This window comes from Streptomyces sp. NPDC051567 (assembly GCF_044454165.1).
Classification (GTDB): Bacteria; Actinomycetota; Actinomycetes; order Streptomycetales; family Streptomycetaceae; genus Streptomyces.
In genome coordinates this window covers 350306-376441 of the sequence record NZ_JBITDK010000001.1, presented here as the reverse complement: position 1 = coordinate 376441, position 26136 = coordinate 350306, and the positions used below count along the sequence as shown (strand labels likewise).

Sequence of the window (26136 nt, the reverse complement as noted above, 5' to 3'; positions counted from 1 at the left end):
GCTTCGCCTATCCGAGACTGTCGGTCCGCTCGGCCAGAGCACGCAGTTCGTCGGACGCGCCGCGGCCTGCGACGAGTACGAGGTCCCGCACGACTGCCCGTGACGCGACATGTGTGTGGATCATCTCGGGAGCGAGTTCCTCGGCGCGCAGAAGACTGTCGAGAGCATCAGCGTACTGGCGTCGCTGGGCATGGGCCCTCCCCAGATCCATCAGCAGGCGCGCTTGCCGCTCGGAGGACAGGCCAGCTGTGCTCAAGCCTTTGGCGATGTCGAGAGCCTCGCCCGCGTCACCTAGATCGACTGCTGTGGAAACAGCTTGGATCTCCACGTTCGTCGGGCCGAACTCAAGGTTGAAGTCGTTCCGGTCCTCGCCGAGCTGCTGGGCGACAGAACGGGCGGCCTCGATCTGATGACGTGCTGCCGCCCTCTCGCCCGACCGAGCGTGGACGAGGGCCAGCATCAGATGGAGCGACCCCAGAACCGAGAGGTGCTGAGCAGTGGGCTCGTTCGTCTCGACGTGGTGTTGGAGGGCGTTGACGGCCGTCTCGGCTGCGTGCTCGGCCTGGTCGAGATGGTTCAGGCGGACGAACGCGTGACACAACCGGTAGATGCCTGCGAAGACACCGAGCGGTTCGCCGGACAGTTCCGCCTCACGGATGGCCCGGTCAGCTGCTACCCATGCGGCATCGGCCTCGTTCTGGCGGACGAATGAGGCTGCAAGGGCTTGGTACGTTCTCGCCAGCAAGGCGTGCAGTTCAGGCGAGTACTTCGCCGATGCCGTCCGGCTGGCTCGTTCCAGCCTCGGCACCAAGATGCTGATCGCAGCGCTCAGCTCGGCAAAGTGGTCACCATGGGTCAGCTCCCAGATCTTGGAAACCGACGACCGGAGGTCATCCAGGGTGTCGGGACGGAAGTCCTGGCGGGGGCTGAGAAGAACATCGAGCGCAGGGTGCCCGGACAGTACAAGCCTGGCCTGGTCCAGGTCGTTGGTTTCCGGCTGCGGTGTCGGCTCGGCTTCCGCCGGCGGCGGGGCGTCAGGCGTAACCACCTGGAGCGGCACGCCGAGGCCATCGGCCAGGAGTCGCATCACGTCCAGGCGGTTCACCGGCTGGATTCCCCGCTCGACCTGGGACAGCCAGCTAGCCGTACGGCCGATGGCCGCGGCAAGTTCCCCCTGCGTCATGCCCTTCTGCTTGCGCAGATTGGCCACGCGCGTACCAAAGACGCGCCGCTCCTCGGAACTCACTGCTGTACTGCCACCTTCCCGCTGATCGCGTTGAGGAACGTGACCTCAACACCGGCAAGGTACTGCTCGCGCTCGGCGAGGAAGCGCTGTGTGTGCGCCTGCGCCTCGTGGGCCTCGAACGCAGCGCGATCTGCGTACAGCTCATAGAACACGCGGACCAGCGGTTCACCCTCCGGCACATGCACGACGTAGGTCAGCGTGCCCGGCTCTGCGGCCTTGATGCCGACCAGGGTCGTCGCGCACAGCTCGTCGAAAGCTGCTGCGGCTTCCTGATCGCAGAGTGCGAAGCGCACAACCAGGCCGAATCCCTCGCTCATATGTGCTCCTTTCGGTCACACCCAGTCTCGCAGGTGCGCAGACTTCCTGCGAGTAGCAGTTTCTCTTGACTCGCAGAAACTCTGCGAGTAACTTCGTAGTCAAGCTGCTACCCCAAGTCGTCGGGGCGGCTTCCCCGCTACGTGAAGGAGACGCACCCATGCGTCAGATCCCCGTTGACACGTCGGCCGCGCTGGTGATGGTGGCCCTGCCCCCGGCTCCGAAGATCAAGGACCGGCGGACCGGTGAGATCGCCATGGACCTGGAGACCGGGGCGCCGATGATGACGGTGGACGTGTTGTTCGCCGCGAACGGTGAGGCCGAGGTCCTGTCCGTGGCCGTGCCGAAGCCGGGTGTCGCCAGTGACCTGGTGATGGGCACGCCGGTGGCGCTGACCGGTCTGGTGGCCCGGCCGTGGGAGAACGAGTTCAACGGGCAGAAGCGGCACGGGATCAGCTTCCGGGCCGCCGCCGTCACCGCCCTCGCCGCTCCGGCCAAGGTCTGATCCCGGTGTCCGGGGGAGAGATCGTCGTCCTGGTCGGCTTAGGTGTGGTCGCCGCCGGGCTCGGGTGGCTGAGGTGGAAGCGGCCGGACTGGTACTGGCTCGGCTTCGGGTGGCTGGTCACCGTGGTCCGGCTGGCCTGGTCGTACCGCTCGGTGATGGGGGCGTGCGGGCTGACCGAGGAACCGTCCCGGTCCCGGGTGATCCTGGCGTCCGCGCTGGACCGGATTCCGGCCCGTGCGGTGCCGAAGCTGCGCCGGGTACGGATCACCCGGTCGGGGCTGGTCCTCAGGATCACCATCCTGCCGGGGCAAGAACTCCTCGACTTCGACGCCGCGACGGAGCGGCTACGCCACTCGTGGCGGATGCACGGAGTCCACGTCAAGGCGGTGAAGCCCGGGTTCCTGGAAGTGCGGCTGATCGGTTACGACGTCCTGCGCCGGGTGTGTATGCCGCGCAAGCTGCCCTCGGAGCTGCTCAAGGTCCCCGTCGCCCTGCGTGCGGACGGTGCCCCGCACATCCGGGATTTCCGGGCCAGTCCGCACGAACTGGTCATCGGTGCGACGGAGTCGGGGAAATCCGTCTACCTGCGCGGACTCGTCAAAGGGCTGGCGTCACAGCGGGTCGCGCTGGTCGGGATCGACTGCAAGTGGGGCGTGGAGCTCGCCCCGTTCTCCCGCCGTCTCTCCGCCCTCGCCTACACCCCGGAACACGCCACCGTCCTCCTCGACGTCCTCGTGAACGAGATGACCGACCGGTACGCACTGATCCGCGCCTCCCAGCACCTGGCGCCCGACACCCCGGCGGAGTCGATCACCTCGGACGTCTGGGGCCTGCCCGCAGACATCCGCCCCGTGCCGCTCGTCCTGATCGTGGACGAAGTCGCCGAACTCTTCCTGATCGCCAACAAGGCCGACGAGAAACGCCGGGACCACATGGTCACCCAACTCGTCCGCCTGGCCCAGCTCGGCCGCGCCGCCGCCATCTACCTGGAAGTCTGCGGCCAGCGCTTCGGCTCCGAACTCGGCACCGGCGCCACCGCCCTACGTGCCCAGCTCACCGGCCGCGTCACCCACCGCGTCAACGACGAAGCCTCCGCCAAGATGGCACTCGGCGACATCAGTATGAGGGCCGTCGGGGCAGCTACCTCGATCGCCGCCGAACGCCCCGGCACGGCCGTGATCGGCCTCGTCACCGGAGGCTGGGCCCGCATCCGCGCCCCGTTCGTCTCCCTGGACGAAGCCGCGGCGGCCTGCGCCGAGCACGAGGGCCTCACCCCGGACATCCCGTCCCTGGACGCCTTCCGCCCCCACCACCCCGCCCCGGCCGACATCCCGGCCCAGGCCAAGCAGAACGTCTGACTCCTCGTCCCACCTGGTCGGCGCGACCGCCTCGCGCCGTGTCCCTACCCCCGCCATGCCCGAAACAGGAGTGATCCTCATGCGCGATTCCATCCGCCGCGCTCTGGAACGGTCGGCCGAACTCACCCGGAACAACCAGTTCGTGAAGGCGGTGCAGGTCGCCGAGACCGCTTTCGAGAAGGCCGACTACGCCGAGCACCGCGAGATCGAGCAGTGGCTGACCGACCACCACGACGACTTCGTGCAGGCACCCGGCGAAACGGCCCGGTGACCGCATGCCCGCCAGAATCCGGCCGGACGCCGTCCTCGTGCAGGCCGTGATCGCCGGTGCCCTGTCCTTCGCCCACCTCCACGACCTCGCCGAAGCCGCCGGACAGGACGGCTGGAAGGCATGGGCCTACCCGATCAGCGTGGACCTGCTCCTCGTCGCCTCCTGGCGCCGACTCCGCCTGCTGCGTGATGCCGGGGAACCGACCCGCTCGGCCTGGACCTGGTTCGCCGTCGCCCTGGCCGCGTCCCTCGGCGCCAACGTCGCCACCGCCGGCCTTCTCGACCTGAACGACGTCCCGGCCTGGCTCCGCATCCTCGTCGCCGGATGGCCCGCCCTCGCCTTCCTCGGCGGAACCCTCCTCGTCCACGCCCCGACAGAGCCGTCCTCCACACCCGTGGACGAACCCGGCCCCGCCGCCCCGGACCCCGATACCGTCGCCCCGGACATCGAGATCGTCTCCCTGGGCATCGAACCGGCCCCGCCCACCCCGCCCGCTCCGGCCGAACCCGTCCCGCCGGTCACGGAGATCCAGGCCCCGGAACCCGCGCCCGCACTGCCCGCAACTCCTGCGGCCTCCGTCCCGGCCGCGCTCCTGGAGTACGCCCGCAAGGCCGCCGACGAGCACCACGCCCGCACCGGCGGCCCGATCGATCCCGACACCCTGCGCACCCGGCTTGGCGTCCCTGCCCCGATGGCCGAGGCCATCGCCCTCCAGCTCACCTGAGAAGGAGAACAGCCCATGCCCCGCTACCGCTTCCGCGACGTCCGCCGGATCGGCCCCGTCGAGGTCGGCACCTACACCGACCGCTACGGCCGCGAAGCCCACGCCGCTGCCTGCACCGCCCCGCGCTGCGACTGGTCCGCCGACTACTCCAGCCGCGCCGCCGCCGAACTCGCCGCCCGTACCCACCGCTGCGGCGCCCGCTGACCCGGAAGGAGAACCGTCATGGACGTACCGCTCTGGCTCGCCGTGATCGTCATCGGAGCCCTGGCCCTCAAGCTCATCCGCCCGCCCTGGTGGCTCGTCGCCGTACTCCTCCTCGGCGGCTACCTCCTCGCCGACAGCCTGATCTCGACCGTCATCGACGCCGCCATCAAGTAACCCGACCGAGATAGGGGAACCCCTGATGATCCGCCCGAAGATCCCGACCAACCCGCTCCCGACCGGCCGCGTCATCCCGCTCGTCCAGCCACCCGCCACCGGCATCGAGCCCCACCACACCTCCGCCGTCCCGGCCTGCGGCTGCGACCACACCCCGGCCCCGGCTACTACGGCGTCCGGCATGCAGGTCGCGGGTATCCGCCTCACCCCGGCCGGACTGGTCACCGTCGCCGCCGGTACCGGCGCCGTCCTGGTCATCGGCACGGTCCTGGTCTCGATGCTCCTGGCCGTCGCCATCACCGGCGCCTCGGTCGCCGTCTGCGCCGTCGTCCTGCGCTCGCTACTCAACAACACCGACATCCGCCGCTGAAAGGGGACCTGCCATGGGCCTGTTCCGCCGCAAGACGTCCGACTCCACCCCGAGCGACCCGGCCATGACCGAACTCGGCCGCGAGTATGCCAACGCCCGCCGCCACGGGGACCGCAAAACCATGAACAAGATCAAGCGCCAGGTCGACGCCAGCGACGGGAACCTGTCCTCGTTCGCCGAGGGCGCCCAGGCGTACGACGCGATCCCGCCCGCCTACTCCAAGCCTCGGCGCAACCGCCGCTGAACCGGCCCCGGGACGGCTTCCACCGCCAAGTTTCCGCCGTCCCGGAGCCGTGCTCCTGCCCGAACCAGACGATCCGGAAGGAAGCACCATCATGACCCAGCACATCCCCGCCCGGGGGCAGATCTGCCCGAACTGTGACGGCCACGCCTCCGCCGCCGTCACCCTCGGCGGACGCACCCCGGCGGGCCACCTCCGTACGATCACCGCGCACTGCCCCGCCTGCCACGGCACCGGCACCCGGCACACCGCCCGCCGCCGGACGGTGAAGGCGTGACCGACCCCGCGACCCTCGCGGACCTGGACCCCGGTCTCCTCGGCGATATGCTGAGGGTGGCCGGGGCTCCCGGTTACGCCCGCTGGGAAGACCAGATCCGCCGTACCGGCGGCTGCTCCGACCCCATCCACATCACCGGCTGGACCCTCACCAAGGACAAGACCACCGGCGCCACCCTGCACCACTACTCCACCGGGACCGAACCCGGCGCCCGGCTCCGGATCGCCTGCGGAAACCGCCGAGCCTCCCGCTGCCCCTCCTGCGCCTGGACCTACGCCGGAGACACCTACCACCTCATCCGCGCCGGACTAGCCGGAGACGACCGCCGCGAGATCCCCGCCACCGTCCGCGAACACCCTCGCGTCTTCGCCACCCTCACCGCCCCCTCCTTCGGCCCCGTCCACAACCGGCCCGCCGGGCGCCCCTGCCGCTGCGGCACCCACCACCAGGACGACGCCCCCGAACTCGGTACCGCCCTCGACCCGGCCACCTACGACTACGCCGCCGCCGTCCTCTTCAACAACATGGCCGGCGCCCTCTGGGACCGCTTCGCCAAACGCCTCCGCCGCGAGATCGCCGCCTGCGCCGGGCTCACCCAACGGCAGCTCAAGGACATCGCCCGGATCTCCTACGGCAAGGTCGCCGAGTTCCAGAAACGCGGTGCCATCCACTTCCACGCCGTCATCCGCATCGACGGACCGGAGGGGCCCGACACCCCGCCGCCCGCCTGGGCCACCACCGAACTCCTCGACCGCTCCGTCCGGGCCGCCGCCACCCACCCCTACACCTCGGTCAGCCTCCCGCCCGCCACGGACCAGCCCGCCCGCACTTTCCGCTGGGGCACCCAGCTCGACGTCCGCCCCATCACCGCCTTCGGCGACGGCTCCGACATCACGGAGCAGGCCGTCGCCTCCTACGTCGCCAAGTACGCGACCAAGGCCGCTGAGAACACCGGCACCCTCGACCGCCGGATCGGCAACCGCGAAGCCCTCGCCCTCCTCGGCGTCCCCGACCACACCGCCCGCCTCATCACGGCCTGCCTCGACCTCGACCCGCTCTACCCGGACCGCCGCATCGCCACCTGGTCCCACATGCTCGGCTTCCGCGGCCACTTCTCCACCAAGTCGAGGCAGTACTCCACCACCCTCGGCGCCCTCCGCCAGACCCGCGCCGACTACCGCGCCGCCCAGGAACGCGAAGCCCGCGGCCTCCCCACCACCGACCCGGACACCACCCTCGTCCTCGCCTCCTGGCAGTACGCAGGCCACGGCCACACCCCCGGTGAATCCGCCCTCGCCGCCACCATCGCCCACGCCATCCACCTCAACCGCCAGACCGCCCGCGAAGCCCTGCACGACCAACTCGCACTGGAGGGGACAGCATGACCACGACCGTGATCCAGCCCAAGTGGCACACGACCGCCGAGGTCGCCGTCATGCTCAGCTTCGGGCTCTCCAAGACGAAGATGCTCGTGCTCACCGGCGAGATCCGCTCCGTCAAGGTCGGCCGCAACCGCCGCATCCTCCCGGCCTGGGTGGACGAGTACGTCGAACGCGTCACCGTCGGCGCCGAAGGGCGGGCGGCATGAGCGGGAAACGCGGCAACGGCGAAGGCTCCATCTACCCGTACAAGAACGGCTACGCCGCCTACGTCTGGGTCACCAAGCCGGACGGCACGCGCGCCCGGAAGTACGCCTACGGCAAGACCCGCGAGGAGGTCCACGAGAAGTGGCTCAACCTGCACGCGGAGGCGAAGAAGGGACCCGTAGCCACTCGGCACCGGACGGTCGTCGCCTTCCTCTCCTACTGGCTGGACTCGATCGTGAAGCCCAACCTGGCCCCGCTCTCCTACGTCTCGTACGAGGGTTACGTCCGCCTCTACATCGCCCCGCATCTCGGCACGAAGCAGCTCGACAAGCTCACGGTCCGGGACGTACGGGAGTGGCTGACCAAGCTGGCGGTCATCTGCCAGTGCTGCGCCCAGGGCAAGGACGCGAAGCGTGACCCCGGCCGCCGCCGATGCTGCGCCGCTGGCGAATGCTGCGAGACGTACCCGTCCCGGCGCGTGATCCAGGGGTCCCGGGATGCCCTGCGGGCCGCCCTCACCCACGCCGTCACCGAGGAGGAGATCAGCAAGAACGTCGCCTCGCTGGTGAAGGTGCCCAAGCCTCGACGCCGCCGGATCAAGCCGTGGTCCGTCGCCGAGGCGGGCCGGTTCCTGACCGACGCCGCCGCCCGGGAGGACCACCTCCTCGCCGCCTGGGTGCTCGTGCTCTGTCTTGGCCTGCGCCGGGGTGAGGTGCTGGGTCTGACATGGAAATCGGTCGACTTCGAGATGGGCGAGCTGTACGTGGATCACCAGATCCAGCGCGCCGGACGCCAGCTCCTGCACCGCAAGACCAAGACGGAGGACTCGGACGACTTCCTCCCCCTGCCGTCGCTCTGCCTCAAGGCCCTGCGGATGCGCCGCGCCCAGCAGCTCGGGGACCGGAAGGCGGCCGGGGATCTCTGGCAGGACCGCCATGACCTGATCTTCACCACGAAGTACGGCACGCCGATCGAGCCGGGCAACCTGACCCGGATGTTCGCCCTGCGGGCCCAGCGCGCCGGTCTGCGGGCCATCCCGCTACGTAACACCCGGCACACGTGCAGCTCGCTCCTGGTCGCGCTCAAGGTCCACCCGAAGGTGGCCCAGCGGATTCTGCGGCACTCGCAGATCGCCATGACGATGGAGGTCTACGCAGAGGCGAGCGAGAAGCAGGTGCGCGCCGCGATCGGCCGACTCTCCGAGGCGATGGGCGGGACCAGCTGACCAAGATCGGTGCGGTTGCGGTACTTCGCTGCTGTACGGAAAAACGACAAAGGCCCCGGACTCTTCGTCCGGGGCCTTTGACCTGCTGTGCACTCGGCAGGATTCGAACCTGCAACCTTCTGATCCGTAGTCAGATGCTCTATCCGTTAAGCTACGAGTGCTTGGCTTGCTGGGGTTTTGCGCCCCGTTGGCCTTGCGAGAACAACAATACATGGACCTCGCCGGGACGCGAAATCCATTGGCCAGACCATGACTGACCTGCGGAAACATGGCGGAAGAAGATCATCCGCTTGGGTCCTGGAGAAGCCGCGCGAAGGCGGCGCGGGCCACGCACGGGCCGGAAAGCACCGAAGCCCCGGTCCGCGAGGACCGGGGCTTCGGTGAGGTGCGGAGGCGGAGGGATTTGAACCCTCGATGGGGGGTAAACCCCAAACCGCATTAGCAGTGCGGCGCCATAGACCGGACTAGGCGACGCCTCCAGCACACCCTCGCGTACGAAGGTGCGTGCAGATGATGACACAGGCTCGGGGCCCGTCACCAATCCGCTCCCACGGTACAAGGAGGGGCGGGTGGAGGGCAAAGCCTTTCAGCCCTCCGGACACGCAACATCGGCGCGCGCCCGTCGTTGGTCAGGCGTACGACGTACGGACGACCTGGAGTGCCCCATGCTGCGTCTCGCCGCCTTCGCCGTCACCTCCGCCCTGGCCGCCGCGGCCGTGGGGCCGCTGCCCCCACTGCCCCTGGGCCGGCTGCTGGCGACACCCGACCGCCTCACCATCGACATGGCCGACACCGGAAACCCCCAGCTGGACCGGGAGTACCGCCTCGAATGCGACCCCGTCGGCGGTGACCACCCCGAGGCCGGCGGGGCCTGCGCCCGGCTGGAACAGCTCGCCGAGGAGGGCAAGGACCCCTTCGCCCCCGTCTCCAAGCGGCAGATCTGCACCCTGCAGCACGGCGGCCCGGCCACCGCCCGGATCACCGGGACCTGGCACGGGCACAGGGTGGACTCGACCTTCCGGCGGACGAACGGATGCGAGATCAATCGCTGGGACGAGTTGGAACCTCTGCTTCCGAGTGGGCGTTCCTGAACAGGGAGGATGTGGCGGTTGCGTGGCGGACACCGTGCATCCGCCACCCCGGCACGGAGCTGTGGCCTTAGACTCCTCCCGTGACATGCCGGTAGTTGTGGTCAGGGAGGAAGCTCGTCGTGAGCAGCAGGCCATCCCGAGGCGCTGCTCGCCTCGCAGCAATACTCGACGCTCTTCCGGACGCGCTGTTGCTCGTCAACGCCAACGGCACGGTCGTCAACGCGAATTCGATCGCCCTTGAGGTCATGGAGAGCCCCGGTACCGGGCTCGTGGGCCGGGGCGTGCTCGACCTCCTGCCCGCTTTCGACTCCAAGCTGATCCCGGGCTCCATGCGCCGGCCCGGCGAGGCCGAGGGCGGCCGGACCAAGCCCACGCGGATGGTCGCGCGCCGCACCGACGGCACCGAATTCCCCGTCGAGGTCACCAGCGCCCATCTCGACGGGCGCGACGCCTATCGCGAGCCGCAGCCCTCCTACACCGGTGACGAGCTGCTGATGCTCGTCGTACGGGACCTCTCCGGGGCCGTCGACACCGAGGCCGAACTGGCCCGCTCGCAGCGGCAGACCGAGATGATCCTGCGGGCCGCCGCCGAAGGCGTCGTCGGAACCGACACCGACGGCCGGGTGGTGCTGGTCAACCCGGCCGCCGCCCAGATCCTCGGCTACCGCGCCACTGACCTCGGCAACCGCGAACTGCACGGGCTGATCCAGCACTCGCGCGCCGACGGCTCGCCGTTCCCCTTCGAGGAGTCCCCGCTCGCCGACACCCTGCGCAGCGGACGCAAGCACCGGGTGCGCGGCCAGGTGCTGTGGAACAAGACCGGGCAGCCGGTCGCCGTCGACCTGACCACCTCACCCGTACGGGACGGGGAACAGCTCGTCGGCGCCGTCATGACCTTCACCGACCGCCGGCCCTACGACGCCCTGGCCGCGCGGCACGCACAGTTGCTGGCGGTTCTCGGCGAGTCCCTGCGCGGGCCGTTGGAAGAGCTGCGCGGCGAACTGGGGACGCTCGCCGCCGACGACGCAGGACAGCTGTGGCCCGAGGCCAACCAGCTGCTGCACCACCTGGCCGCCGGGTACTCCCGGATGACCACCCTCGTCGACAACGTGCTCGGCTTCCAGCGCCTGGACGCGGGCGGCGGCAGGCTCTCCAAGAAGAAGGTACTGATCGACGGGGTCGTCACGGCCGGTGTCGACGGCGCCGTCGAGCTGATCGGGCCCGGCCGCGCGCAGTTCGCCGTCCACGCGCCGACCATCGAGGCCGAGGTGGACGCGGAACGCATCGCGATCGCGCTCGCGCACCTGGTCGCGGACGTCGCCGGGGTCGACGCCACCGGCAAGACCCGCCAGGGCAGCGGGTACAGCGACTCGACGATCGTGGTGGCCGCCGCGCAGCGCGGTGACGTCGTGCGGATCGAGGTGCGCGGGCCGTACGAAGGCGGCAGCCCGGTGCACGGGCCGGTCGTGCGGGGCATCGTGGCCGCGCACGGGGGCGTGCTCCAGACGGTGAAGGTTCCGGGCGCTCCCGGTGGGGCGTACGTACTGGAACTCCCGCTGGGGGCGGGTGCCGGGACGGTGACCCTCCCGGAGCCCGCCGAGGAGCCCGAGGGCGACGGGGCGGAGGAGACCGGGACGGCCGGGACGGCCCGCTCCGCCGCCGGGAGGCCCCGGCGCGGGGTGGATTCCTTCCTGGACGACGAGGCCGCGGCTCCCGCCGCCGCCAGGACCCCCGAGGGCGCGGGCGCGCTGGCGCTGCCGTCCGGGCGGCGGCGGGCGGGCGAGGACGCTCCCGGTGACGCGGGCGGCGGGCTCGCCCAGTCCCCGGTGAGCCCCGCCGGGCTCGGCACCGGACGCCGCCGGGGCCGGGACGGTGACGGCAGTGAGGAAGGCGGCCAGGCAGCCCCCGGCCGGCCCGCACCCGCCCGGAGCGGCGCCGTGCCCGCGCTCCCGCCGGTCCCGGTGACCGAACATCCCGCCGCCGTGCGGCGGCGGACGCTGGGTCCGGCACGGCCCGGCACTCCTGTGCCCGCGCCCGCCCAGGCTCCCGTACGGCCCGTCGCCCCGGAGGGCGGCTTCGCACTGCCCGCCGGGCCGAGCACGGCCCCCGCTCCGGCCGGCCCGTCCGCCGCGGCCGTTGCGCCGCAGGCTCCCGCCATGGCCGGTTCGGCCCCGGCACCCGCCGAGGCCGATGCCGACGCTCCGGGCGGGCGGCGTGGCCGCCGGGTGCTGGGCGCGCCCGGCGGCGAGCCCGAAGCCGACGCCGTGGCGCCCGCCGCGGTCGCCGGGGAACCCCTGCACCCGACCGGAAAGCGGCGTGCGCTGCCCGCCACCCCGGCCTGGCCGGTCCCGGCGGCCCGGACCGCCGAGGACGACGACACCGCCGGTCAGGCGGCGGTTCCCGGGGCCCGGCAGCCGCAGGACTCACCCGCCGATCCCGGCCGGCCGATCAGCGTGCGCACCCTGGGCCAGGGCATCGACACCACCGGCTCCGGCCGACGGCGCCGGCTCTCCGAACCCGCCCCCCAGGGCCGCGCCTTCGCCATAGGCGCCCCTGAAGCGGGCTCCGACGAGGGTCCCGAGCCACTGGACGGCCCCGGCGGCGCCGTCGAGGTGGTCCAGCGGCCCGTGCCACGGCCCGTGGACGACGAGCTGCCGCCGGAGCCGCTGGACAACCCGCGTCGGCTCCTGGTGTGGCCCGCGCCCGACGCGCAGACCCGGCAGGCGCTCAGCGACCGCGGCTACCGTCCGGTGGTCGTGCACTCCCGCGAGGAGGTGGACGCGCAGATCGCCGCGTTCCCCGCCGCACTGTTCGTGGACCCGCTGACCGGTCCGATCACCCGGACCGCCCTCCAGTCACTGCGCCAGGCCGCGGTCGCCGCCGAGGTGCCCGTGCTGGTCACCGCCGGACTGGGCCATGCCACACGGGAGGCGGCGTACGGCGCCGACCCGGCCGTGCTGCTCAAGGCGCTCGCACCCCGTGACAGCGAGCAGCACCCCTCCCGGGTCCTGCTCATCGAGGAGCACGACCCGATCGCGATCGCGCTGACCGCCGCCCTGGAGCGGCGCGGTCTCCAGGTCGCCCGCGCGGGCGCCGACCCCGACGCCGTGGAACTGGCCGGGCGGATGCGGCCCAACCTGGTCGTCATGGACCTGATGCAGGTGCGCCGCAGGCGGGCCGGGATCGTGGACTGGCTGCGGGCCCACGGGCAGCTGAACCGGACCCCGCTGGTCGTCTACACGACGGCCGGCATCGAACCGGCCGAACTGCCCCGGCTGGCCTCGGGCGAGAGCGTGCTCTTCCTCTCCGAGCGGTCCACCACCGCGGACGTGCAGGGCCGCATCGTGGATCTGCTGGCCAAGATCGGCACCGACCAGTAGGGCCCGGCCGGGCAGCACGTCCCGCGGGCAGCCTCCTACGGGCGACGGCGACGTGGTGCCCGGACCGTGGCCGGTCGGACCAGGCGACCGGGTCAGGCGGGCCGGGTCAGGCGGGCCGGGTCAGTTCGGTGACGTCCAGCGCACCGTCCGCGTACTGCCTGCGGATCACCTTCTTGTCGAACTTGCCGACGCTGGTCTTCGGCACCGCCTCGACGAAAGCCCACCGTTCGGGCAGCTGCCACTTGGCGACCGACCGGGCGAGGAAGGCCCGCAGCTCCGTGTGGTCCACGGTCGCGCCTTCCTTGAGGACGACGGTGGCCAGCGGGCGCTCACCCCACTTGGCGTCGGGCACGGCGACCACGGCCGCCTCCGCCACCTCGGGGTGGGCCATGATCGCGTTCTCCAGCGCCACGCTCGAAATCCACTCGCCACCGGACTTGATGACGTCCTTGGCCCGGTCGGTCAGGGTGAGGTAGCCGTCCGGGCTGATGACGCCGACGTCGCCGGTCCTGAGCCAGCCGTCCGCGCTGAACTTCTCCTCCGGGCGGGAGGGTTCGCCGGAGGCACCGCCGTAGTAGGCACCCGCGATCCAGGGGCCGCGCACCTCCAGTTCGCCCGCCGACTCGCCGTCCCAGGGCAGGATCGCGCCGGTGGGTCCGGCCAGCCGGGCCTCGACACCCGCCGGGAAGCGGCCCTGGGTGATCCGGTACGGCCACGCCTCCTCGTCGCCCAGCCCGGCGGGCGGGTGCGCCATGCTGCCGAGCGGGGAGGTCTCGGTCATGCCCCATGCCTGACAGAGGCGGACGCCGAGCTTGTCGTACGCCTCCATCAGGGAGGGCGGACAGGCCGCACCGCCGATGATGACCTGTCTCATCGAGGAGAGGTCGCGCGGGCGGGCGGTGACCTCGGCCAGCAGCCCCTGCCAGATGGTGGGGACGGCCGCGGCGTGCGAGGGCTTCTCCCGCTCGATCATCTCGGCGAGCGGGGCGGGCTGGAGGAACCGGTCGGGCATCAGCAGGTTGATGCCGGTCATGAAGGTGGCGTGCGGCAGGCCCCAGGCGTTCACATGGAACTGCGGGACGACGACGAGGCTGGTGTCCCTGTCGTTCAGACCCATCGACTCGGCCATGTTGACCTGCATGGAGTGCAGGTAGATCGAGCGGTGGGAGTAGACGACGCCCTTGGGTTCCCCCGTGGTGCCCGAGGTGTAGCACAGGGCGGCGGCCTGACGCTCGTCCAGCGCGGGCCAGTCGTAGCTGTCGGAGCGGCCCGCGAGGAGCTCCTCGTACTCGTGGACGCGCACCCCCTTGCCGACGAGTGCGGAGCGGTCGCCGATGCCGGAGACCACGACGTGTTCGACGGTGGGCAGGTGCGGCAGCAGAGGGACGAGGAGCGGCAGCAGTGTGCCGTTGACCAGCACGACCCGGTCGGCGGCGTGGTTGACGATGTAGACCAGCTGCTCGGGAGGGAGCCGCAGGTTGAGCGTGTGCAGGACCGCGCCCATGGAAGGGATCGCGAAGTACGCCTCGACATGCTCGGCGTTGTTCCACATGAGGGTGGCGACACGGTCGTCCTGCCGGACGCCGAGCTCGTCGCGCAGGGCGCCGGCGAGACGGTTGGCGCGGGCACCGATCTCGGCGAAGCTGCGGCGGTGCGGCTCCGCCTCCCCGGTCCAGGTCGTGACCCGGGACTTCGGGTGCGTCGTCATCCCGTGCTGGAGTATGCGGGTGACGAGGAGCGGTACGTCCTGCATGGTGCTCAGCAAAGCGTCCTCCCGGTGGGCGCTGCGGGGCTGCGGCGGCTACGGATGCTGCCGATTCTGCGCACGTGCCGGTCGGCATGTCACTACCCGGGAGTAGAAGCCGGGTCGCTGTTTCACGTGAAACAGCGACCGGCCCCCTGCGTGTTTCACGTGAAACACGACCGGACCCGATACCTGTTTCACGTGAAACACCCGGTCGGCCCGGGCCCGTTTCACGTGAAACACGCGGGGGCGGAACCCGGGCGGGTGGAGGGGCGGTCCGCCGTGGTGGTTCAGCGGACCGGGGTGAGTTCCGGGTCCTCGCGGAGCTTTCCCAGGGCGCGTGAGACGGCGCTCTTGACCGTGCCGACCGACACTCCGAGCAGCTCGGCGGTCTGCGCCTCGCTCAGGTCCTCGTAGTACCGCAGCACGACCATGGCCCGCTGCCGGTCGGGCAGCCGGGTCACCGCGCGCCACATCGCGTCGCGCAGCGCCTGGGCCTCCGCCGGGTCGGTGGCCTGGACCGCCTCGGGTTCCGGCAGCTCGTCGCAGGAGAACTCGTCGACCTTGCGCTTGCGCCACTGGGAGGTACGGGTGTTGACCAGGGCCCGCCGGACGTACCCGTCCAGGGCCCGGTGGTCCTCGATGCGGTCCCAGGCGGTGTAGGTCTTGGTGAGGGCCGTCTGGAGCAGGTCCTCGGCGTCGAACGGGTTGGCCGTGAGCGAGCGGGCGGTGCGCAGGAGAACCGTGCCCCGGGTCCGGACGTACGCCGAGAACGACGGGTACGGCGTCGGATTCGAGGCGAGCGTGCACACAGACGTGGTCATGGCTCCACGCTAGAAGCGGACGTGGGGCCTGGGATCGGCCGCAGGTGCCGAAGACAGGTCCGCCTCAGGTTGTAGGGGTGGGGTATGCCTCACCTCCTGTAGGTGGAGGGGCCGGGGCCGCACCGGGAGCCTGGTACTGGCGCCGGTTCCCCGATCAGCGGCCGTCCGCTCCGAGGATCAGCCCGGAGGTCGGCACCCCGGTACCGGCCGTGACGAGGACGTGTGCGGCGTCCGTGACCTGGTTGACGGAGGTGCCGCGCAGCTGCCGCACGGCCTCGGCGATGCCGTTCATGCCGTGCAGGTACGCCTCGCCGAGCTGGCCGCCGTGGGTGTTGAGCGGCAGCGCGTCGGCCGCGACGAATCCGGCGGCCTCACCGGGCCCGCAGAAGCCGAACTCCTCCAGCTGCATCAGCACGAAGGGGGTGAAGTGGTCGTAGAGGATGCCGACGTCGATCTCCGAGGGCCGCAGCCCGCTGGTCCGCCACAGTTGGCGCGCGACCACGCCCGTCTCCGGCAGTCCGGTGAGACCGTCGCGGTAGAAGGAGGTCATGGCCTCCTGGCGGCGGCCGGCGCCCTGGGCGGCTGCCGTGATCACCGCGGGGGCCCGGCGCAGGTCCCGGGCCCGCTCGGTGCTGGTGACGACGAGGGCCTGGCCGCCGTCCGTCTCCTGGCAGCAGTCCAGCAGCCGCAGCGGTTCGACGATCCAGCGCGAGGCGGCGTGGTCGGCGAGGGTGATGGGCCTGCCGTGGAAGTAGGCGGCCGGGTTGTTCGCGGCGTACCGGCGGCCGGTGACCGCGACGTGCCCGAAGACCTCGGGGGTCAGACCGTGGCTGTGGAGATAGCGCTGGGCGGCCATCGCCACCCAGGAGGCCGGGGTCAGCAGTCCCCAGGGAAGTGCCCAGCCGAGCGCCGTCCCCTCGGCCGAGGGCTCCCGCTGCTGGACACCGGAGCCGAAGCGGCGGCCGGAGCGCTCGTTGAAGGCGCGGTAGCAGACCACGACCTCCGCGACCCCGGTGGCGACGGCGAGGGCAGCCTGCTGGACGGTGGCGCAGGCCGCGCCGCCGCCGTAGTGGACCCGGGAGAAGAAGGAGAGCTCGCCGATGCCGGCCGCCTGGGCGACGGTGATCTCGGGGCTGGTGTCCATCGTGAAGGTGACCATGCCGTCGACGTCGGCGGGGGTGAGTCCGGCATCGTCCAGGGCCGCGTGCACGGCCTCGACGGCGAGCCGGAGCTCGCTGCGGCCGGAGTTCTTGGAGAACTCGGTCGCGCCGATGCCGGCGATGGCGGCGCGGCCACCGAGCCCGTCGCGGGTGCGGCCGCTCATGCCACGCCTCCCGGCTCCGGCACGGTGGCGGTCGTCCCGGAGCCGGGAGGCGTGGCATGAGCGGCCGGAAGGGTGACCGTGACGGTGCCGGTGACGTGGTGGCCGATGCCGTTCGCACCGACGACCCGGATCTCGGCGGTCCCCCCGTCGACGGTGAGGACCGTGCCGGTGAGGGTCATGGTGTCGCCCGGGTAGTTGGGGACGCCGAGCCGGATGGCCACCTTGCGCAGGACGGCGCGGGGCCCGAGGCAGTCGGTGATGTACCGGCCGACCAGCCCGTTCGTGGTCAGGATGTTCATGAAGATGTCCGGGGAGCCCTTCTCCCGCGCGAGCGAGGCGTCGTGGTGCACGTCCTGGTAGTCACGGGAGGCGATCGCGCCCGCGACGATCAGCGTGCGGGTGACCGGGATCTCCAGGGGCGGCAGTTCCTCACCGGCTCTCATCGCTCATCCCTCCCGCGCCAGTACGGCGCCCAGTTCGGCCAGCAGCTCGCTGCCGCAGCCCAGGTACGCGTCCAGTTGCCGTCCCCAGAGGAAGTGCCGGTGGACGGGGTGGGCGAGGTCGGCGCCCGTGCCGCCATGCAGGTGCTGGCCCGCGTGCACGACCCGCTTGCCCGCCTCGGAGGCCCACCAGGCCGCCGTCAGGGCGTGCTCGCGCGCCGCCAGCCCCTGGTCGATGCGCCAGGCCGCCTCGTACGCGGTCACCCGGATCGCCTCGGTGTCCATGTACGCGTCGGCCGCGCGCAGCATGACCGCCTGGTGGGTGGAGAGCGGCCGGCCGAACTGCTCGCGGGTGGAGGTGTGGGCGACGGCCCGTGCCAGCGAGCCCGCGCAGACCCCCGCCTGGAGGCCGGCGAAGGCGGTGCGGGCGGCGGCGAGCGTCGCCTCGTAGGCTCCCCCGGTCCCGAGGCGTTCCGCCTCCGCGCCGGTCAGGGTCAGCCGGCCCGCCGACCAGGGGGCGGTGGTCTCCACCGCCGAGGTCGTCACGCCAGGCGCATCCACCCGTACCAGCCACAGCGCCCGGTCCGTGTCCGGGACCAGGACGTGGGTGGCATCGCGCAGCCAGGGCACGACCGGGGCCGTTCCGGTGAGGCGGGCGCCCGCGGCCGTGAACCGGCCGCGGGCCGGGAAGGCTCCGGTGGCCACCGTCTCGCCGGTGCCCAGGGCGGGCAGCAGGCGGGCGCGCTGTGCGGCGCTGCCGTGCGTGACGACGGGGAGAATCCCGTAGACGCAGGTGGCGGCGTACGGGACCTGCGCGGTGGTGCGGCCCTGCTCCTCCAGGATCAGCACCAGGCCGAGGAGACCGAGTTCCTCGACCGCTGTGGTCAGACCGGCGGTGGTGAGGGCCTTCCACAGTTCGGCGTCGCTTCCGGTGCCGGCCGCGGCGAGGCGTTCATGGGTGGCGAGATCGCGGAAGATCCGGGCGGCGAGACCGGCCGCGGCGGCCTGTTCCCCGGTGGGGTGGAAGTCCATCAGCCCTCACTCGCGCGGAAGACGGGAAGCTCCAGACCGGCGTCGACCCGCAGGAACTCCAGCTCGACGGGGAGCCCGATGCGCACCTTGTCGTACGGGACGCCCGTGATGCCGGTGATCATCCGGACGCCCTCGGCGAGCTCGACGAGGGCGACCGCGTACGGTCCGCCCAGCGTGGTGGGGTGTTCGGTGGAGTGCTCGGTGAGGTGTTCGTGCGCGGTGAAGGCGGGGAAGGGCGGGTGGTGCATGACCACGTAGCTGAAGACCGTGCCGGCGCCGCTCGCCTCGACGGTGTCCCAGTCGGGGCAGGCGCAGGTGTTGCAGCCGGGGAGCCAGGGGAAGCGGAGGGCCGCGCAGGAGACGCAGCGCTGGATCAGCAGCCGGTGGGCGCGGACCCCGTCCCAGAAGCCCTGGTTGTCGCGGTTGATCACGGGGCGGGGGCGCTGCGCCGGGGGCCGTGCGGGTGTCGCGGTGCCCGGTGCGGCGGGCCGGTACCGCAGGACACGGAAGCGGTGGGTCCCGGCGGGCTCGCCGTCCGCCCGGACGTCCGTGCGGGTCGTCACGAAGTGACCGGTGCCCAGCCGGGTCGTCTTGCGGGGGGACACGGACTCGATGACGGCGTCGAAGGTGATCGCGTCGCCGGGGCGCAGCGGACGCAGGTACTCCTGCTCGCAGTCGGTGGCCACCACGGAGGTGAAACCGGCGCCGTCGAGGAGGGTGGACAGCTCCTCGTAGGCACCGGAGCGGCCGGTGTGACCGGAGAGTCCGCCCATCGTCCATGCCTGGAGCATGGTGGGCGGGGCGACGGCGTCCGGCCCCGTGTAGGCGGGGCCGGTGTCGCCCATCGCCTCGCACCAGTGCCGGATCATGGGCTCGTTGACGAGGTCCTTGCCCCGGACGGCGATGGCGGCGGGCAGCCCCTCGAAGGCCGTGAGCAGCGTGTGGAACCGTGCTTCGGAGGCGGATTCGGGCCCGACGGCACCGGTATCGGGCCGGACGGCACCGGCACCGGTCTCACCGGTGGTGTCCGGCCCGTCGGTCCGGTCCGCCGGGGCGGTCATCGCTTCCGCCCCTTCATGCCGAGCCGCATCATGGCGACGATCTCCCGCTGGACCTCGCTGACCCCGCCCCCGAAGGTGTTGATCTGCGCGGCCCGGTTCATGCGCTCCAGTTCGCCGCCCGCGAAGGCCGCAGGCCCCGGCCCCCGCACAAGGGCCTCCTCGCCCACCACCTCCTGGCACATCCGGTACACCTCGACGGCGGACTCGGTACCGAGGAACTTCACGCCGCTCGCGTCGCCGGGGGCCAGGGCGGAGCCGGCCACGTCCTGGACGAGGCGCCAGTTGAGGAGGCGCACGGCGGCCAGCCGCGCGTGCGCCTCGGCGAGCCGGGAGCGCACCCACGGGCGGTCGGCGGGGCGCTCCCCGGTGGCCGGGTCGGGGGTGCGGGCGTGGGCGAGCGCGGCCTCGTAGAACTCCTCGGCCTGCATGCCGAGGGCGGCGAGGGCCACGCGTTCGTGGTTGAGCTGGTCGGTGATCAGCCCCCATCCGCCGTGCTCGGGGCCGACGAGGTTGGCAGCGGGCACCCGGACGGCGTCGTAGTACGTCGACGTGGTCGTGAGCCCGCCGACCGTGTCGATCGGTGTCCAGGAGAAACCGGGGGCGTCGGTGGGGACCAGGACGATCGAGATGCCCCGGTGCCGGGGGGCCTGCGGGTCCGTACGGCAGGCGAGCCAGATCCAGTCCGCGTGCTGGGCGTTGGAGGTGAAGATCTTCTGTCCGTCGATCACCCAGTCCGCGCCCTCACGGACGGCTCGGGTGCGCAGCGAGGCGAGGTCCGTACCGGCTCCGGGCTCCGAGTAGCCGATGGCGAAGACCAGGTCCCCGGCGAGGATGCGGGGGAGGAAGTACGCCTTCTGTTCCTGGGTCCCGTGCCGCATCAGGGTCGGTCCCACGGTGTTGAGCGTGACCATGGAGACGGGGGCGCCGGCCCGGTGGGCCTCGTCGAAGAAGACGAACTGTTCGTCGGGGCCGCGGCCCCGGCCGCCGTACTCGACCGGCCAGCCGAGACCGAGCAGGCCGTCGGCGCCGATGCGGCGCAGCAGCGCGCGCCGACGGACCGGGTCCTCGGGCGGCCCGTCCGGAAGCAGTGCGTGGAAGTACTGCCGCAGCTCGGCGCGGAGCCGTGACTGGGCTTGCGTCGGGGCGAGGTGCACGGCGCTGGCCTCCCGGCATCACATCGTCGATACGGAACTGACTGTCCGTCAGATTTATGTGTGGTGTCAAGGCTGTGGATACCGGCGGGCGGGACGGCGCGGCGCCCCGGCGGTGCGGGGCCCGGGGGCCGGGGGGAGCGCCGGGTCCGGGGGGCCGGGGGGAGCGCCGGGTCCGGGCATGCGCGAGGGCGCCTGCGTTACCGGACCCCAGCCGGTCCGGTCGCACAGGCGCCCTCATCGTTCACATGGGCTCAGGGACGGCTACCACCAGTGGTGGAAGTTCACCACGATGTTGGTGTTGTGCTGGTCGATCGCCGTGAAGGCCGAGCCGTTCACCTGCGCGGTGTTGTTCTGGTTGGACGCACCGGCGCCGGTCGCCACCTGCTGCGAGGTGGACGAGTTGCCGTGGTTGTCCCCGCCCACGCCACTGCCGATGACGCCGGCGACGCTCGCATTCGATCCGTCGTTCGCGAAGGAGCCGTCCGCAGCCGAGGCCACCCCGCCGCAGAGGGCGACAGCGAGGGGGAGAGCGGCGACAGCGGCGATGACGCGGGCGGTACGGATGCTTGCCATTCGTTTCCTCCAGAAACCGAAGTGGGGTTCTCCACAAGGCAGTTGGCCGACCGCCTCGGTCGTTCTGTGCGGTGACGACGTCGCGACCTCAGAGTTGCCCACCGGGCCCTCCATGAACCACCCCGGAGCCCTCGATTCCCCCGCAAGTATGAGCACCATCGGATAAACCCCCTTCGCGCCCCCGGCGCCCCAGGTCAGCGCCTCGGAAACCGGCGAAATCCTTGCGACGCGAGGGGGGAAACGTTCCGCCACGCCACCGCGCCCGGACATGCCGAAACGGGCCGCGCCATCCGGGACCCCACCGTCTCCCGGGCCTGCGGCCCTGCCGTATCAAGCTTCACGCCCCCGGTACGCCCCCGGCGCCCGCCGGGTCGATCCCTCTGCACCCCGCCCGGGACGCCACGCGGCGCGATCCTCGGTCATCGCTGACCTGGCTCCAGCGCCCGCGTCCGTACGTCCTCCCGCGCCCGCCTCGGCGCGCACTGCCGCGGGGCCTTGCCCACGACCGTCCGAAACCCGTTGGAACACATCGAGGATCAGTGAAAATCATCGGAACCAGATCCGGATCAGACCCAGACCCAGACCCAGACCCAGACCCGATCGGACCAGACCGGACCGGACCGGAACCGTCCTGCCACATCTGGAACGGCTGCACCCTCCGCACCACAGGGACGAACGGAGCTACGCGGCGAGCGCGAGCCGGCCCCGGGCCGGACGGACCGCGCGGGTGAAGGCGTGGGCGTGGGCTCCGGCCGGCGAGGCGACAGCGGCGGCGGAGCGCACGACCCCGACCTCGGAACCGGAACGAGAGCGGGAGCCAGAACCAGAACCGGAACCTGAACCGGCTCCCAGCGCGGCGGCAGTGGTCGAGCGGCGGACGGACGGGGTCCTGCCGTGGGCCTCGGCGCAAATCCGCTGCTTGATGGTCGGCGGGAGCGCACCGCCCCGCATCATCGCCCGCCAGCTCCTCCGGCCTCGCGCGGCGGCCCTGCGGACAGCGACAGCAGTGGCGTCGGGAACCGGAACGGAGGGAACGGCTGCGGGAGCCGAGGCGGAGACCGCGACCGCAGCGGCCTTGCCACCGAGGCCCAGGGCGCCGAGAAGGGCCATGAGCGCCGAGAGGACGGCGGTCCAGACCGAGGTGACGGTGGTGCGGTGAGCCATGACGAGGTGCCTCGTTTCGCAATGTTCCGACGGGCGGATCTGCATACATTCGTCATGATGTGTGCGCAACCGCACCGCCCCCACCACCCGCGCCGATCTTCCGACAAACACCACTCGAAAGACCTAGAGCACCCGCCCACCGCACCGCCCTCACGGCGACGGCCCCTGACCAGTCCATCGGTGTGAACCCACGGTGACATCGCTGCCACGACGGTTCTCAAGAGAGTCCTGGTTGAGGCGACCCCTTCATGCCTGACCTGCGCATTCACGAGTTCCTGGGCTCTTCTGCCGGGCCTGCGGTCCGCCCCTGGTCCACTGACTGCCCGTACCCGGCGCCGTTCCGGGGAGCCCAGCCGAACGGCCTTAAAAAGACCTGGCCAACCGGGTCGCGGTCGGGTATGCCGGATTCCGTCTCCTCGTGTCACCGGCCGCCGTATTCTGACGATCCACCAGGGAGGAGACGCCATGGGGAAGCGTCAGCGCCGACGCAATCGTCAGCAGCAGCCCAAGACCACCACCACCAAGCAGCAGCAGCAGCAGCAGCCACAGCTTCGGCATCTCATCCCGAGTACGGACCATCCGTTACTGGAGGTCGTGTTCAAGCCCGATGTGTCCGACCAGGACAAGGCCCTGTGCCTGGACTACTGGTCGTTCGTCCAACCCGGAACCTGGTCGTACAAGGTCGCTGAAATCGGGGCCACTCCTTCGGTCCTTCGGACGGTGAAGGCGTCCTGCCACGCGGATCTGCTCACCATCGTCTGCTCCGACTGTGCCGGACCGAAGACCATTCACAGCCGCTCGGACATGGCCGCGACTCGAAAGTGGACGCCGGACGTGTTCCCGAGCGAGGAGACCGTCACGGACGGCCTGTGCCACGACTGTCAGGCGGCTGCGGCAGAGCAGGCGGCCCAGGAAGCGCAGCGGGTTGCGGAAGGGCATCGGCAGCAGAACCGGGCACGCGTCGATGCGGCCTCGTCGTGGTTGCGGGAGCAGGCAGGACGAGACTTCCCCAGCAGTCATCCGAGCGTGGTGAACGCGCTGACACTGGTGTCCATGGTGGACATCATGCAGCGGAGGGGCACCGAGACGATCGGGCCGCTGCAGAGCCTGGACTACTCGCTGGCGGCGTCTGCGGAGATCGACGTGGAGGTGTTCCGCAGCCTGTACCAGGAGCGGTGGATCTGTCCGACCCTGCCGGCTGCGACCGGGGATTTCGCGTTTGACGACGACGGCACCGTCCGCGGCGTGTACATCCAGCAGATCCCGTGGCGTCTGGCGCCCTCCCTGGGCGGCAGGACAGCGGCGCACCGTGAGATCACGTCCCTGCTGGGCCGCATGCCGATCAGCCGGGCAGACGAAGTCCGGCAGCAGGTGCACAACCTTCAGGCCGGTATGGCTGTGGCCTACCTCGACGGCTTGCTGATCCGCACCTACCAGGAAGAGCCCGTCCCGGAGCATCGTCTGCCCGACGCCTACGAGACGTTCCTGGGAGCACTGCGAGAAGGCTTCACGCTCGGACAGCTCATCGCCATCGCATGGAGCGCGGCGGCCTCGGCGGTGGCATGGGGTCAGCGCACGCCCGGGCTGAAACCCGGCAACGTGTCGGCGGCCGCTGTCACCAACGTCGGTCGACGCATCGGTTTCCTGCACGACCGCCGCATCGAGGAGTACGACCTGCCGAACTGGGTTGCGCGCCCAGCGACCCTGGGCCCCGCCCTGCGATTCCTGGAACAGCACGACGCGGAGATCGAGGCACTCAGCCGCTTCCTCACCCTGAAGCAGCGCACCGAAGCCCGGCCGCTGGAGACCGCCGGATTCGATGACGCCATGGCCGACCTCCAGGGCAGCCAGACCGACCACACCATGGAGTCCTTCCTCGACGACTTGAGGGCCGGCCGTAGGCAAGAGCCGAGTGGTCTCGCGATCACCTACGCCCTGGTCACCCCGGAAGGGGGGCTGGAGTTCCATACCGCCCCGGTCGATGGCATGCGCGACCAGGTGGGTTCGTCCGGCGCCGGGGTCGTCGACCGGATCTGGTTGCCCTCCCCGTCCACCGTCCACGCCTACGTGGCAGAGCTGGTCACCGCTTCGTCCGAGAGTCCCAACCCCGTCGCTGACGAGATGCTGCGCCTGCTCGACTGCCACGACGGACCGTTCCACGGGCCCATCTCCTTCTTCGCCACGAGCACACTCACCCCTCAGCCCCAGAGCCTGGACGAGGACCAGCGGGAGATGCTGCGCGCGGCACACGAAGTGGCCCGCGGACGCATCGGACTCCAGGGATAGCCCACGCCCACGCGGTGCGCTCTCATGTCCGGGCCGGGCCGGGCCGGTCGACGGAGTACGTGGATCGACTCCGGTGCGGACCCGGTGGAGGTCGCGCACCGCGCCGGGCACAGCCTCGCGGTGCTCCTCCGGTTCTACGCCTTCTACGCCTTCTACGCCAAGATCCTGAAGGGCCGGCAGCCCCGCGCGAACGAGCTCGTCGGGAAGGGCCTGAGCGGCGGGCAAGTCCCGTGATCCTGGCCCACACATGGCCCGTACGCGCTGGTCGACACCGGGATACGAGTGCGCCGAGGTGAGACCGGGGTAGCAGAGAGGGCGTGACCCCCGACCGGGGTCACGCCCTCTGACCTGCACACACTCTGATCTGGCGGTGGGTGTGGGATTTGAACCCACGGTGACATCGCTGCCACGACGGTTTTCAAGACCGTTCCCTTAGGCCGCTCGGGCAACCCACCTGGCCGGTACAGAGTACCGGGCGGTGGGAGTACGCGGAGGGCCGTGGCGGGTCAGGCGGTCTGGGCCCTGTCGTAGGCCGCCTTCGCCTCGGCGCCGAAGTACGGGCCGAACATCCGGTTCGGCAGGAAGGTGTAGCCGAAGCTGTTCACCGAGACCTGGGTGCCCAGGCCCGTCGTCTCGTCGAAGTCCTGGAACCAGGGGCCGCCGCTGGAGCCGCCGGTCATGTTGCAGGCCAGGCTGTGGTCCTTCGTCAGCAGGAAGTCCTTGCCGCTGTTGGCGCTGCAGTAGACCAGCTTGCTGCCGTCGTAGGGGGCGGCGGCGGGGAAGCCGAAGGCGTACATCTTCTTGTTGTAGCCGCCGTTGAAGAGGAGACCCTGGGCGCCGACGGCCTGGCTGAGGGTCCGGCCGTTCAGCGGGGCCACGACCGCGAGGCCCACGTCCATGTTCATGTCCTCGGAGGCCGCCCACTGGTCGGTCGCGAAGGTCTTGGTGGCGGTCCACTGGCCGTAGGGTGCGGCGCCGTTGTCGTAGGCCGGGACGAAGACCCAGTTGGTGTGCCAGGTCCCCTGGTACTTCACGCAGTGGCCGGCCGTGACGACCGTGCTGCCGTTGGCACTGGTGACCGAGTCACCGGAGCAGGAGGCGGTCCGGTCGCCCATGGTGAAGAAGACCCGGCCCGAGGTCCGCACCACCGCGCCACCACCGGTCCAGGCACCGCCCGGCTGTGGGAAGGCCGTGGGCGAGGCGACGGAGGCGGGGGTCGGCGGGACCGTGGTGGGGCGCTGCGCGGCGGTGGCCCGGGTGCGGCCCGTCCCGGGGACCGCCGTGATGTCGAGCGGGGCGGCGGCGCGCATCCGTTCGGCGGTCCAGAAGCCCTGGACGTGCTGCTGCCGGAACGAGGCGGGGGCATCCGCCGCCGCGGAGGGGACGGCCGCCGTCAGCGCGCCCGCGAGCAGCGCGCCGGTGGCCAGGAGGACGGACAAGGCCGTGCGATGACGTTTCACGCAGGACTCCTTCTTCCGCGCCCGGTCCGTCGGCCGGCCCGGGCAGGGTGGGGGTGAAGAACTGTCGGTGCGGATCGGTCGTGCGGTCTTCGGGGCGCCGAGGCCGC

28 protein-coding genes and 3 tRNA genes are annotated in these 26136 nt (G+C 71.3%); 16 read left to right on the top strand and 15 right to left on the bottom strand.

All coding sequences use genetic code 11. The features are described 5' to 3' along the window. Positions 1 to 7 precede the first annotated feature (7 nt). Both ACIA5F_RS01700 and ACIA5F_RS01695 read right to left on the bottom strand, forming a co-directional pair. A complete protein-coding gene (locus ACIA5F_RS01700) occupies positions 8 to 1246 on the bottom strand; it encodes a helix-turn-helix domain-containing protein (protein ID WP_399347975.1) in 1239 nt (412 codons plus the stop codon). Next, on the bottom strand, positions 1243 to 1563 hold the full coding sequence (locus ACIA5F_RS01695) for a putative quinol monooxygenase (protein ID WP_399347973.1): 321 nt from the start codon (positions 1561 to 1563) through the stop codon (positions 1243 to 1245). The genes ACIA5F_RS01700 and ACIA5F_RS01695 overlap by 4 nt, the downstream gene beginning before the upstream one ends. Before the next feature lie 158 nt (positions 1564 to 1721). Here ACIA5F_RS01695 and ACIA5F_RS01690 point away from each other — a divergent pair, with 158 nt between their 5' ends. The 12 genes from ACIA5F_RS01690 (at position 1722) to xerC (ending at position 8496) form a co-directional block, all read left to right on the top strand. After that, on the top strand, positions 1722 to 2066 hold the full coding sequence (locus tag ACIA5F_RS01690) for a hypothetical protein (protein WP_399347971.1): 345 nt from the start codon (positions 1722 to 1724) through the stop codon (positions 2064 to 2066). Positions 2067 to 2071: 5 nt separating this feature from the next. Continuing rightward, positions 2072 to 3424 (top strand): FtsK/SpoIIIE domain-containing protein, encoded by a 1353-nt coding sequence (locus ACIA5F_RS01685; protein WP_399347969.1) that lies wholly within the window; start codon positions 2072 to 2074, stop codon positions 3422 to 3424. A gap of 79 nt (positions 3425 to 3503) precedes the next feature. Continuing rightward, positions 3504 to 3695 (top strand): hypothetical protein, encoded by a 192-nt coding sequence (locus ACIA5F_RS01680; protein WP_399347967.1) that lies wholly within the window; start codon positions 3504 to 3506, stop codon positions 3693 to 3695. Positions 3696 to 3699: 4 nt separating this feature from the next. Further along, positions 3700 to 4419 carry a DUF2637 domain-containing protein gene (locus ACIA5F_RS01675; protein ID WP_399347965.1) on the top strand — a complete coding sequence of 240 codons (720 nt, stop codon included), beginning with the start codon at positions 3700 to 3702 and terminating at the stop codon, positions 4417 to 4419. A 15-nt stretch (positions 4420 to 4434) separates the two neighbouring features. Then, positions 4435 to 4623 (top strand): mobile element transfer protein, encoded by a 189-nt coding sequence (locus ACIA5F_RS01670; RefSeq protein ID WP_399347963.1) that lies wholly within the window; start codon positions 4435 to 4437, stop codon positions 4621 to 4623. Positions 4624 to 4641: 18 nt separating this feature from the next. Continuing rightward, positions 4642 to 4797 carry a hypothetical protein gene (locus tag ACIA5F_RS01665; RefSeq protein WP_399347961.1) on the top strand — a complete coding sequence of 52 codons (156 nt, stop codon included), beginning with the start codon at positions 4642 to 4644 and terminating at the stop codon, positions 4795 to 4797. A 25-nt stretch (positions 4798 to 4822) separates the two neighbouring features. Then, entirely contained in the window at positions 4823 to 5167 is a 345-nt protein-coding gene (locus ACIA5F_RS01660; RefSeq protein WP_399347960.1) for a SpdD-like protein, read from the top strand. A 13-nt stretch (positions 5168 to 5180) separates the two neighbouring features. Continuing rightward, positions 5181 to 5411 carry a hypothetical protein gene (locus ACIA5F_RS01655; RefSeq protein WP_399347958.1) on the top strand — a complete coding sequence of 77 codons (231 nt, stop codon included), beginning with the start codon at positions 5181 to 5183 and terminating at the stop codon, positions 5409 to 5411. A 91-nt stretch (positions 5412 to 5502) separates the two neighbouring features. Continuing rightward, positions 5503 to 5685 (top strand): hypothetical protein, encoded by a 183-nt coding sequence (locus ACIA5F_RS01650; protein ID WP_399347956.1) that lies wholly within the window; start codon positions 5503 to 5505, stop codon positions 5683 to 5685. Beyond that, complete coding sequence (repSA, locus tag ACIA5F_RS01645) at positions 5682 to 7070, top strand: replication initiator protein RepSA (RefSeq protein WP_399347954.1); 1389 nt, start codon at positions 5682 to 5684, stop codon at positions 7068 to 7070. The genes ACIA5F_RS01650 and repSA overlap by 4 nt, the downstream gene beginning before the upstream one ends. Continuing rightward, entirely contained in the window at positions 7067 to 7273 is a 207-nt protein-coding gene (locus ACIA5F_RS01640) for an excisionase family DNA-binding protein (RefSeq protein WP_399347952.1), read from the top strand. Before repSA ends, ACIA5F_RS01640 begins: the two co-directional genes overlap by 4 nt. After that, a complete protein-coding gene (gene xerC / locus ACIA5F_RS01635; RefSeq protein WP_399347950.1) occupies positions 7270 to 8496 on the top strand; it encodes a tyrosine recombinase XerC in 1227 nt (408 codons plus the stop codon). The genes ACIA5F_RS01640 and xerC overlap by 4 nt, the downstream gene beginning before the upstream one ends. 88 nt (positions 8497 to 8584) lie before the next feature. On the opposite strand, the gene ACIA5F_RS01630 is transcribed toward xerC, so the two are convergent. Together ACIA5F_RS01630 and ACIA5F_RS01625 are read right to left on the bottom strand one after the other, a co-directional pair. Beyond that, a tRNA-Arg gene (locus tag ACIA5F_RS01630) sits at positions 8585 to 8657 on the bottom strand. Positions 8658 to 8884: 227 nt separating this feature from the next. After that, positions 8885 to 8975: transfer RNA gene (locus ACIA5F_RS01625), tRNA-Ser, on the bottom strand. Positions 8976 to 9161: 186 nt separating this feature from the next. On the opposite strand from ACIA5F_RS01625, the gene ACIA5F_RS01620 reads away from it, so the two are divergent. Both ACIA5F_RS01620 and ACIA5F_RS01615 read left to right on the top strand, forming a co-directional pair. Next, positions 9162 to 9587, top strand: a complete 426-nt coding sequence (locus ACIA5F_RS01620) for an SSI family serine proteinase inhibitor (protein ID WP_399347948.1) — start codon at positions 9162 to 9164, stop codon at positions 9585 to 9587. 119 nt (positions 9588 to 9706) lie between these two features. Beyond that, positions 9707 to 12967, top strand: coding sequence for a PAS domain-containing protein (locus ACIA5F_RS01615; RefSeq protein ID WP_399347946.1), 3261 nt, complete (start codon positions 9707 to 9709; stop codon positions 12965 to 12967). A gap of 106 nt (positions 12968 to 13073) precedes the next feature. On the opposite strand, the gene ACIA5F_RS01610 is transcribed toward ACIA5F_RS01615, so the two are convergent. From ACIA5F_RS01610 to ACIA5F_RS01570, 9 genes are all read right to left on the bottom strand, one after another. After that, positions 13074 to 14732, bottom strand: coding sequence for a long-chain fatty acid--CoA ligase (locus ACIA5F_RS01610; protein ID WP_399347944.1), 1659 nt, complete (start codon positions 14730 to 14732; stop codon positions 13074 to 13076). 269 nt (positions 14733 to 15001) lie between these two features. Beyond that, the gene (locus ACIA5F_RS01605) at positions 15002 to 15535 is read right to left on the bottom strand and encodes a SigE family RNA polymerase sigma factor (RefSeq protein WP_399347942.1); all 534 of its coding nucleotides are present in this window, start codon (positions 15533 to 15535) and stop codon (positions 15002 to 15004) included. A gap of 154 nt (positions 15536 to 15689) precedes the next feature. Continuing rightward, positions 15690 to 16859, bottom strand: coding sequence for a lipid-transfer protein (locus ACIA5F_RS01600; protein ID WP_399347941.1), 1170 nt, complete (start codon positions 16857 to 16859; stop codon positions 15690 to 15692). Next, positions 16856 to 17302 (bottom strand): MaoC family dehydratase, encoded by a 447-nt coding sequence (locus ACIA5F_RS01595; protein WP_399347939.1) that lies wholly within the window; start codon positions 17300 to 17302, stop codon positions 16856 to 16858. Before ACIA5F_RS01595 ends, ACIA5F_RS01600 begins: the two co-directional genes overlap by 4 nt. 3 nt (positions 17303 to 17305) lie before the next feature. Then, positions 17306 to 18331 carry an acyl-CoA dehydrogenase family protein gene (locus tag ACIA5F_RS01590; protein WP_399347937.1) on the bottom strand — a complete coding sequence of 342 codons (1026 nt, stop codon included), beginning with the start codon at positions 18329 to 18331 and terminating at the stop codon, positions 17306 to 17308. Beyond that, complete coding sequence (locus tag ACIA5F_RS01585) at positions 18331 to 19392, bottom strand: bifunctional MaoC family dehydratase N-terminal/OB-fold nucleic acid binding domain-containing protein (RefSeq protein ID WP_399347935.1); 1062 nt, start codon at positions 19390 to 19392, stop codon at positions 18331 to 18333. The genes ACIA5F_RS01590 and ACIA5F_RS01585 overlap by 1 nt, the downstream gene beginning before the upstream one ends. Next, entirely contained in the window at positions 19389 to 20546 is a 1158-nt protein-coding gene (locus ACIA5F_RS01580; protein ID WP_399347933.1) for an acyl-CoA dehydrogenase family protein, read from the bottom strand. The genes ACIA5F_RS01585 and ACIA5F_RS01580 overlap by 4 nt, the downstream gene beginning before the upstream one ends. Before the next feature lie 261 nt (positions 20547 to 20807). Further along, on the bottom strand, positions 20808 to 21119 hold the full coding sequence (locus ACIA5F_RS01575) for a hypothetical protein (RefSeq protein WP_399347931.1): 312 nt from the start codon (positions 21117 to 21119) through the stop codon (positions 20808 to 20810). A 681-nt stretch (positions 21120 to 21800) separates the two neighbouring features. Further along, positions 21801 to 22283 (bottom strand): DUF6344 domain-containing protein, encoded by a 483-nt coding sequence (locus tag ACIA5F_RS01570; protein WP_399347929.1) that lies wholly within the window; start codon positions 22281 to 22283, stop codon positions 21801 to 21803. A gap of 465 nt (positions 22284 to 22748) precedes the next feature. On the opposite strand from ACIA5F_RS01570, the gene ACIA5F_RS01565 reads away from it, so the two are divergent. Both ACIA5F_RS01565 and ACIA5F_RS01560 read left to right on the top strand, forming a co-directional pair. After that, positions 22749 to 24569 carry a hypothetical protein gene (locus ACIA5F_RS01565; RefSeq protein ID WP_399347927.1) on the top strand — a complete coding sequence of 607 codons (1821 nt, stop codon included), beginning with the start codon at positions 22749 to 22751 and terminating at the stop codon, positions 24567 to 24569. Positions 24570 to 24593: 24 nt separating this feature from the next. Further along, positions 24594 to 24803 carry a hypothetical protein gene (locus ACIA5F_RS01560; protein WP_399347925.1) on the top strand — a complete coding sequence of 70 codons (210 nt, stop codon included), beginning with the start codon at positions 24594 to 24596 and terminating at the stop codon, positions 24801 to 24803. A 131-nt stretch (positions 24804 to 24934) separates the two neighbouring features. On the opposite strand, the gene ACIA5F_RS01555 is transcribed toward ACIA5F_RS01560, so the two are convergent. Together ACIA5F_RS01555 and ACIA5F_RS01550 are read right to left on the bottom strand one after the other, a co-directional pair. Further along, a tRNA-Ser gene (locus ACIA5F_RS01555) sits at positions 24935 to 25024 on the bottom strand. A gap of 51 nt (positions 25025 to 25075) precedes the next feature. Then, on the bottom strand, positions 25076 to 26029 hold the full coding sequence (locus tag ACIA5F_RS01550; protein ID WP_399347923.1) for a trypsin-like serine peptidase: 954 nt from the start codon (positions 26027 to 26029) through the stop codon (positions 25076 to 25078). Between the last annotated feature and the right edge of the window lie 107 nt (positions 26030 to 26136).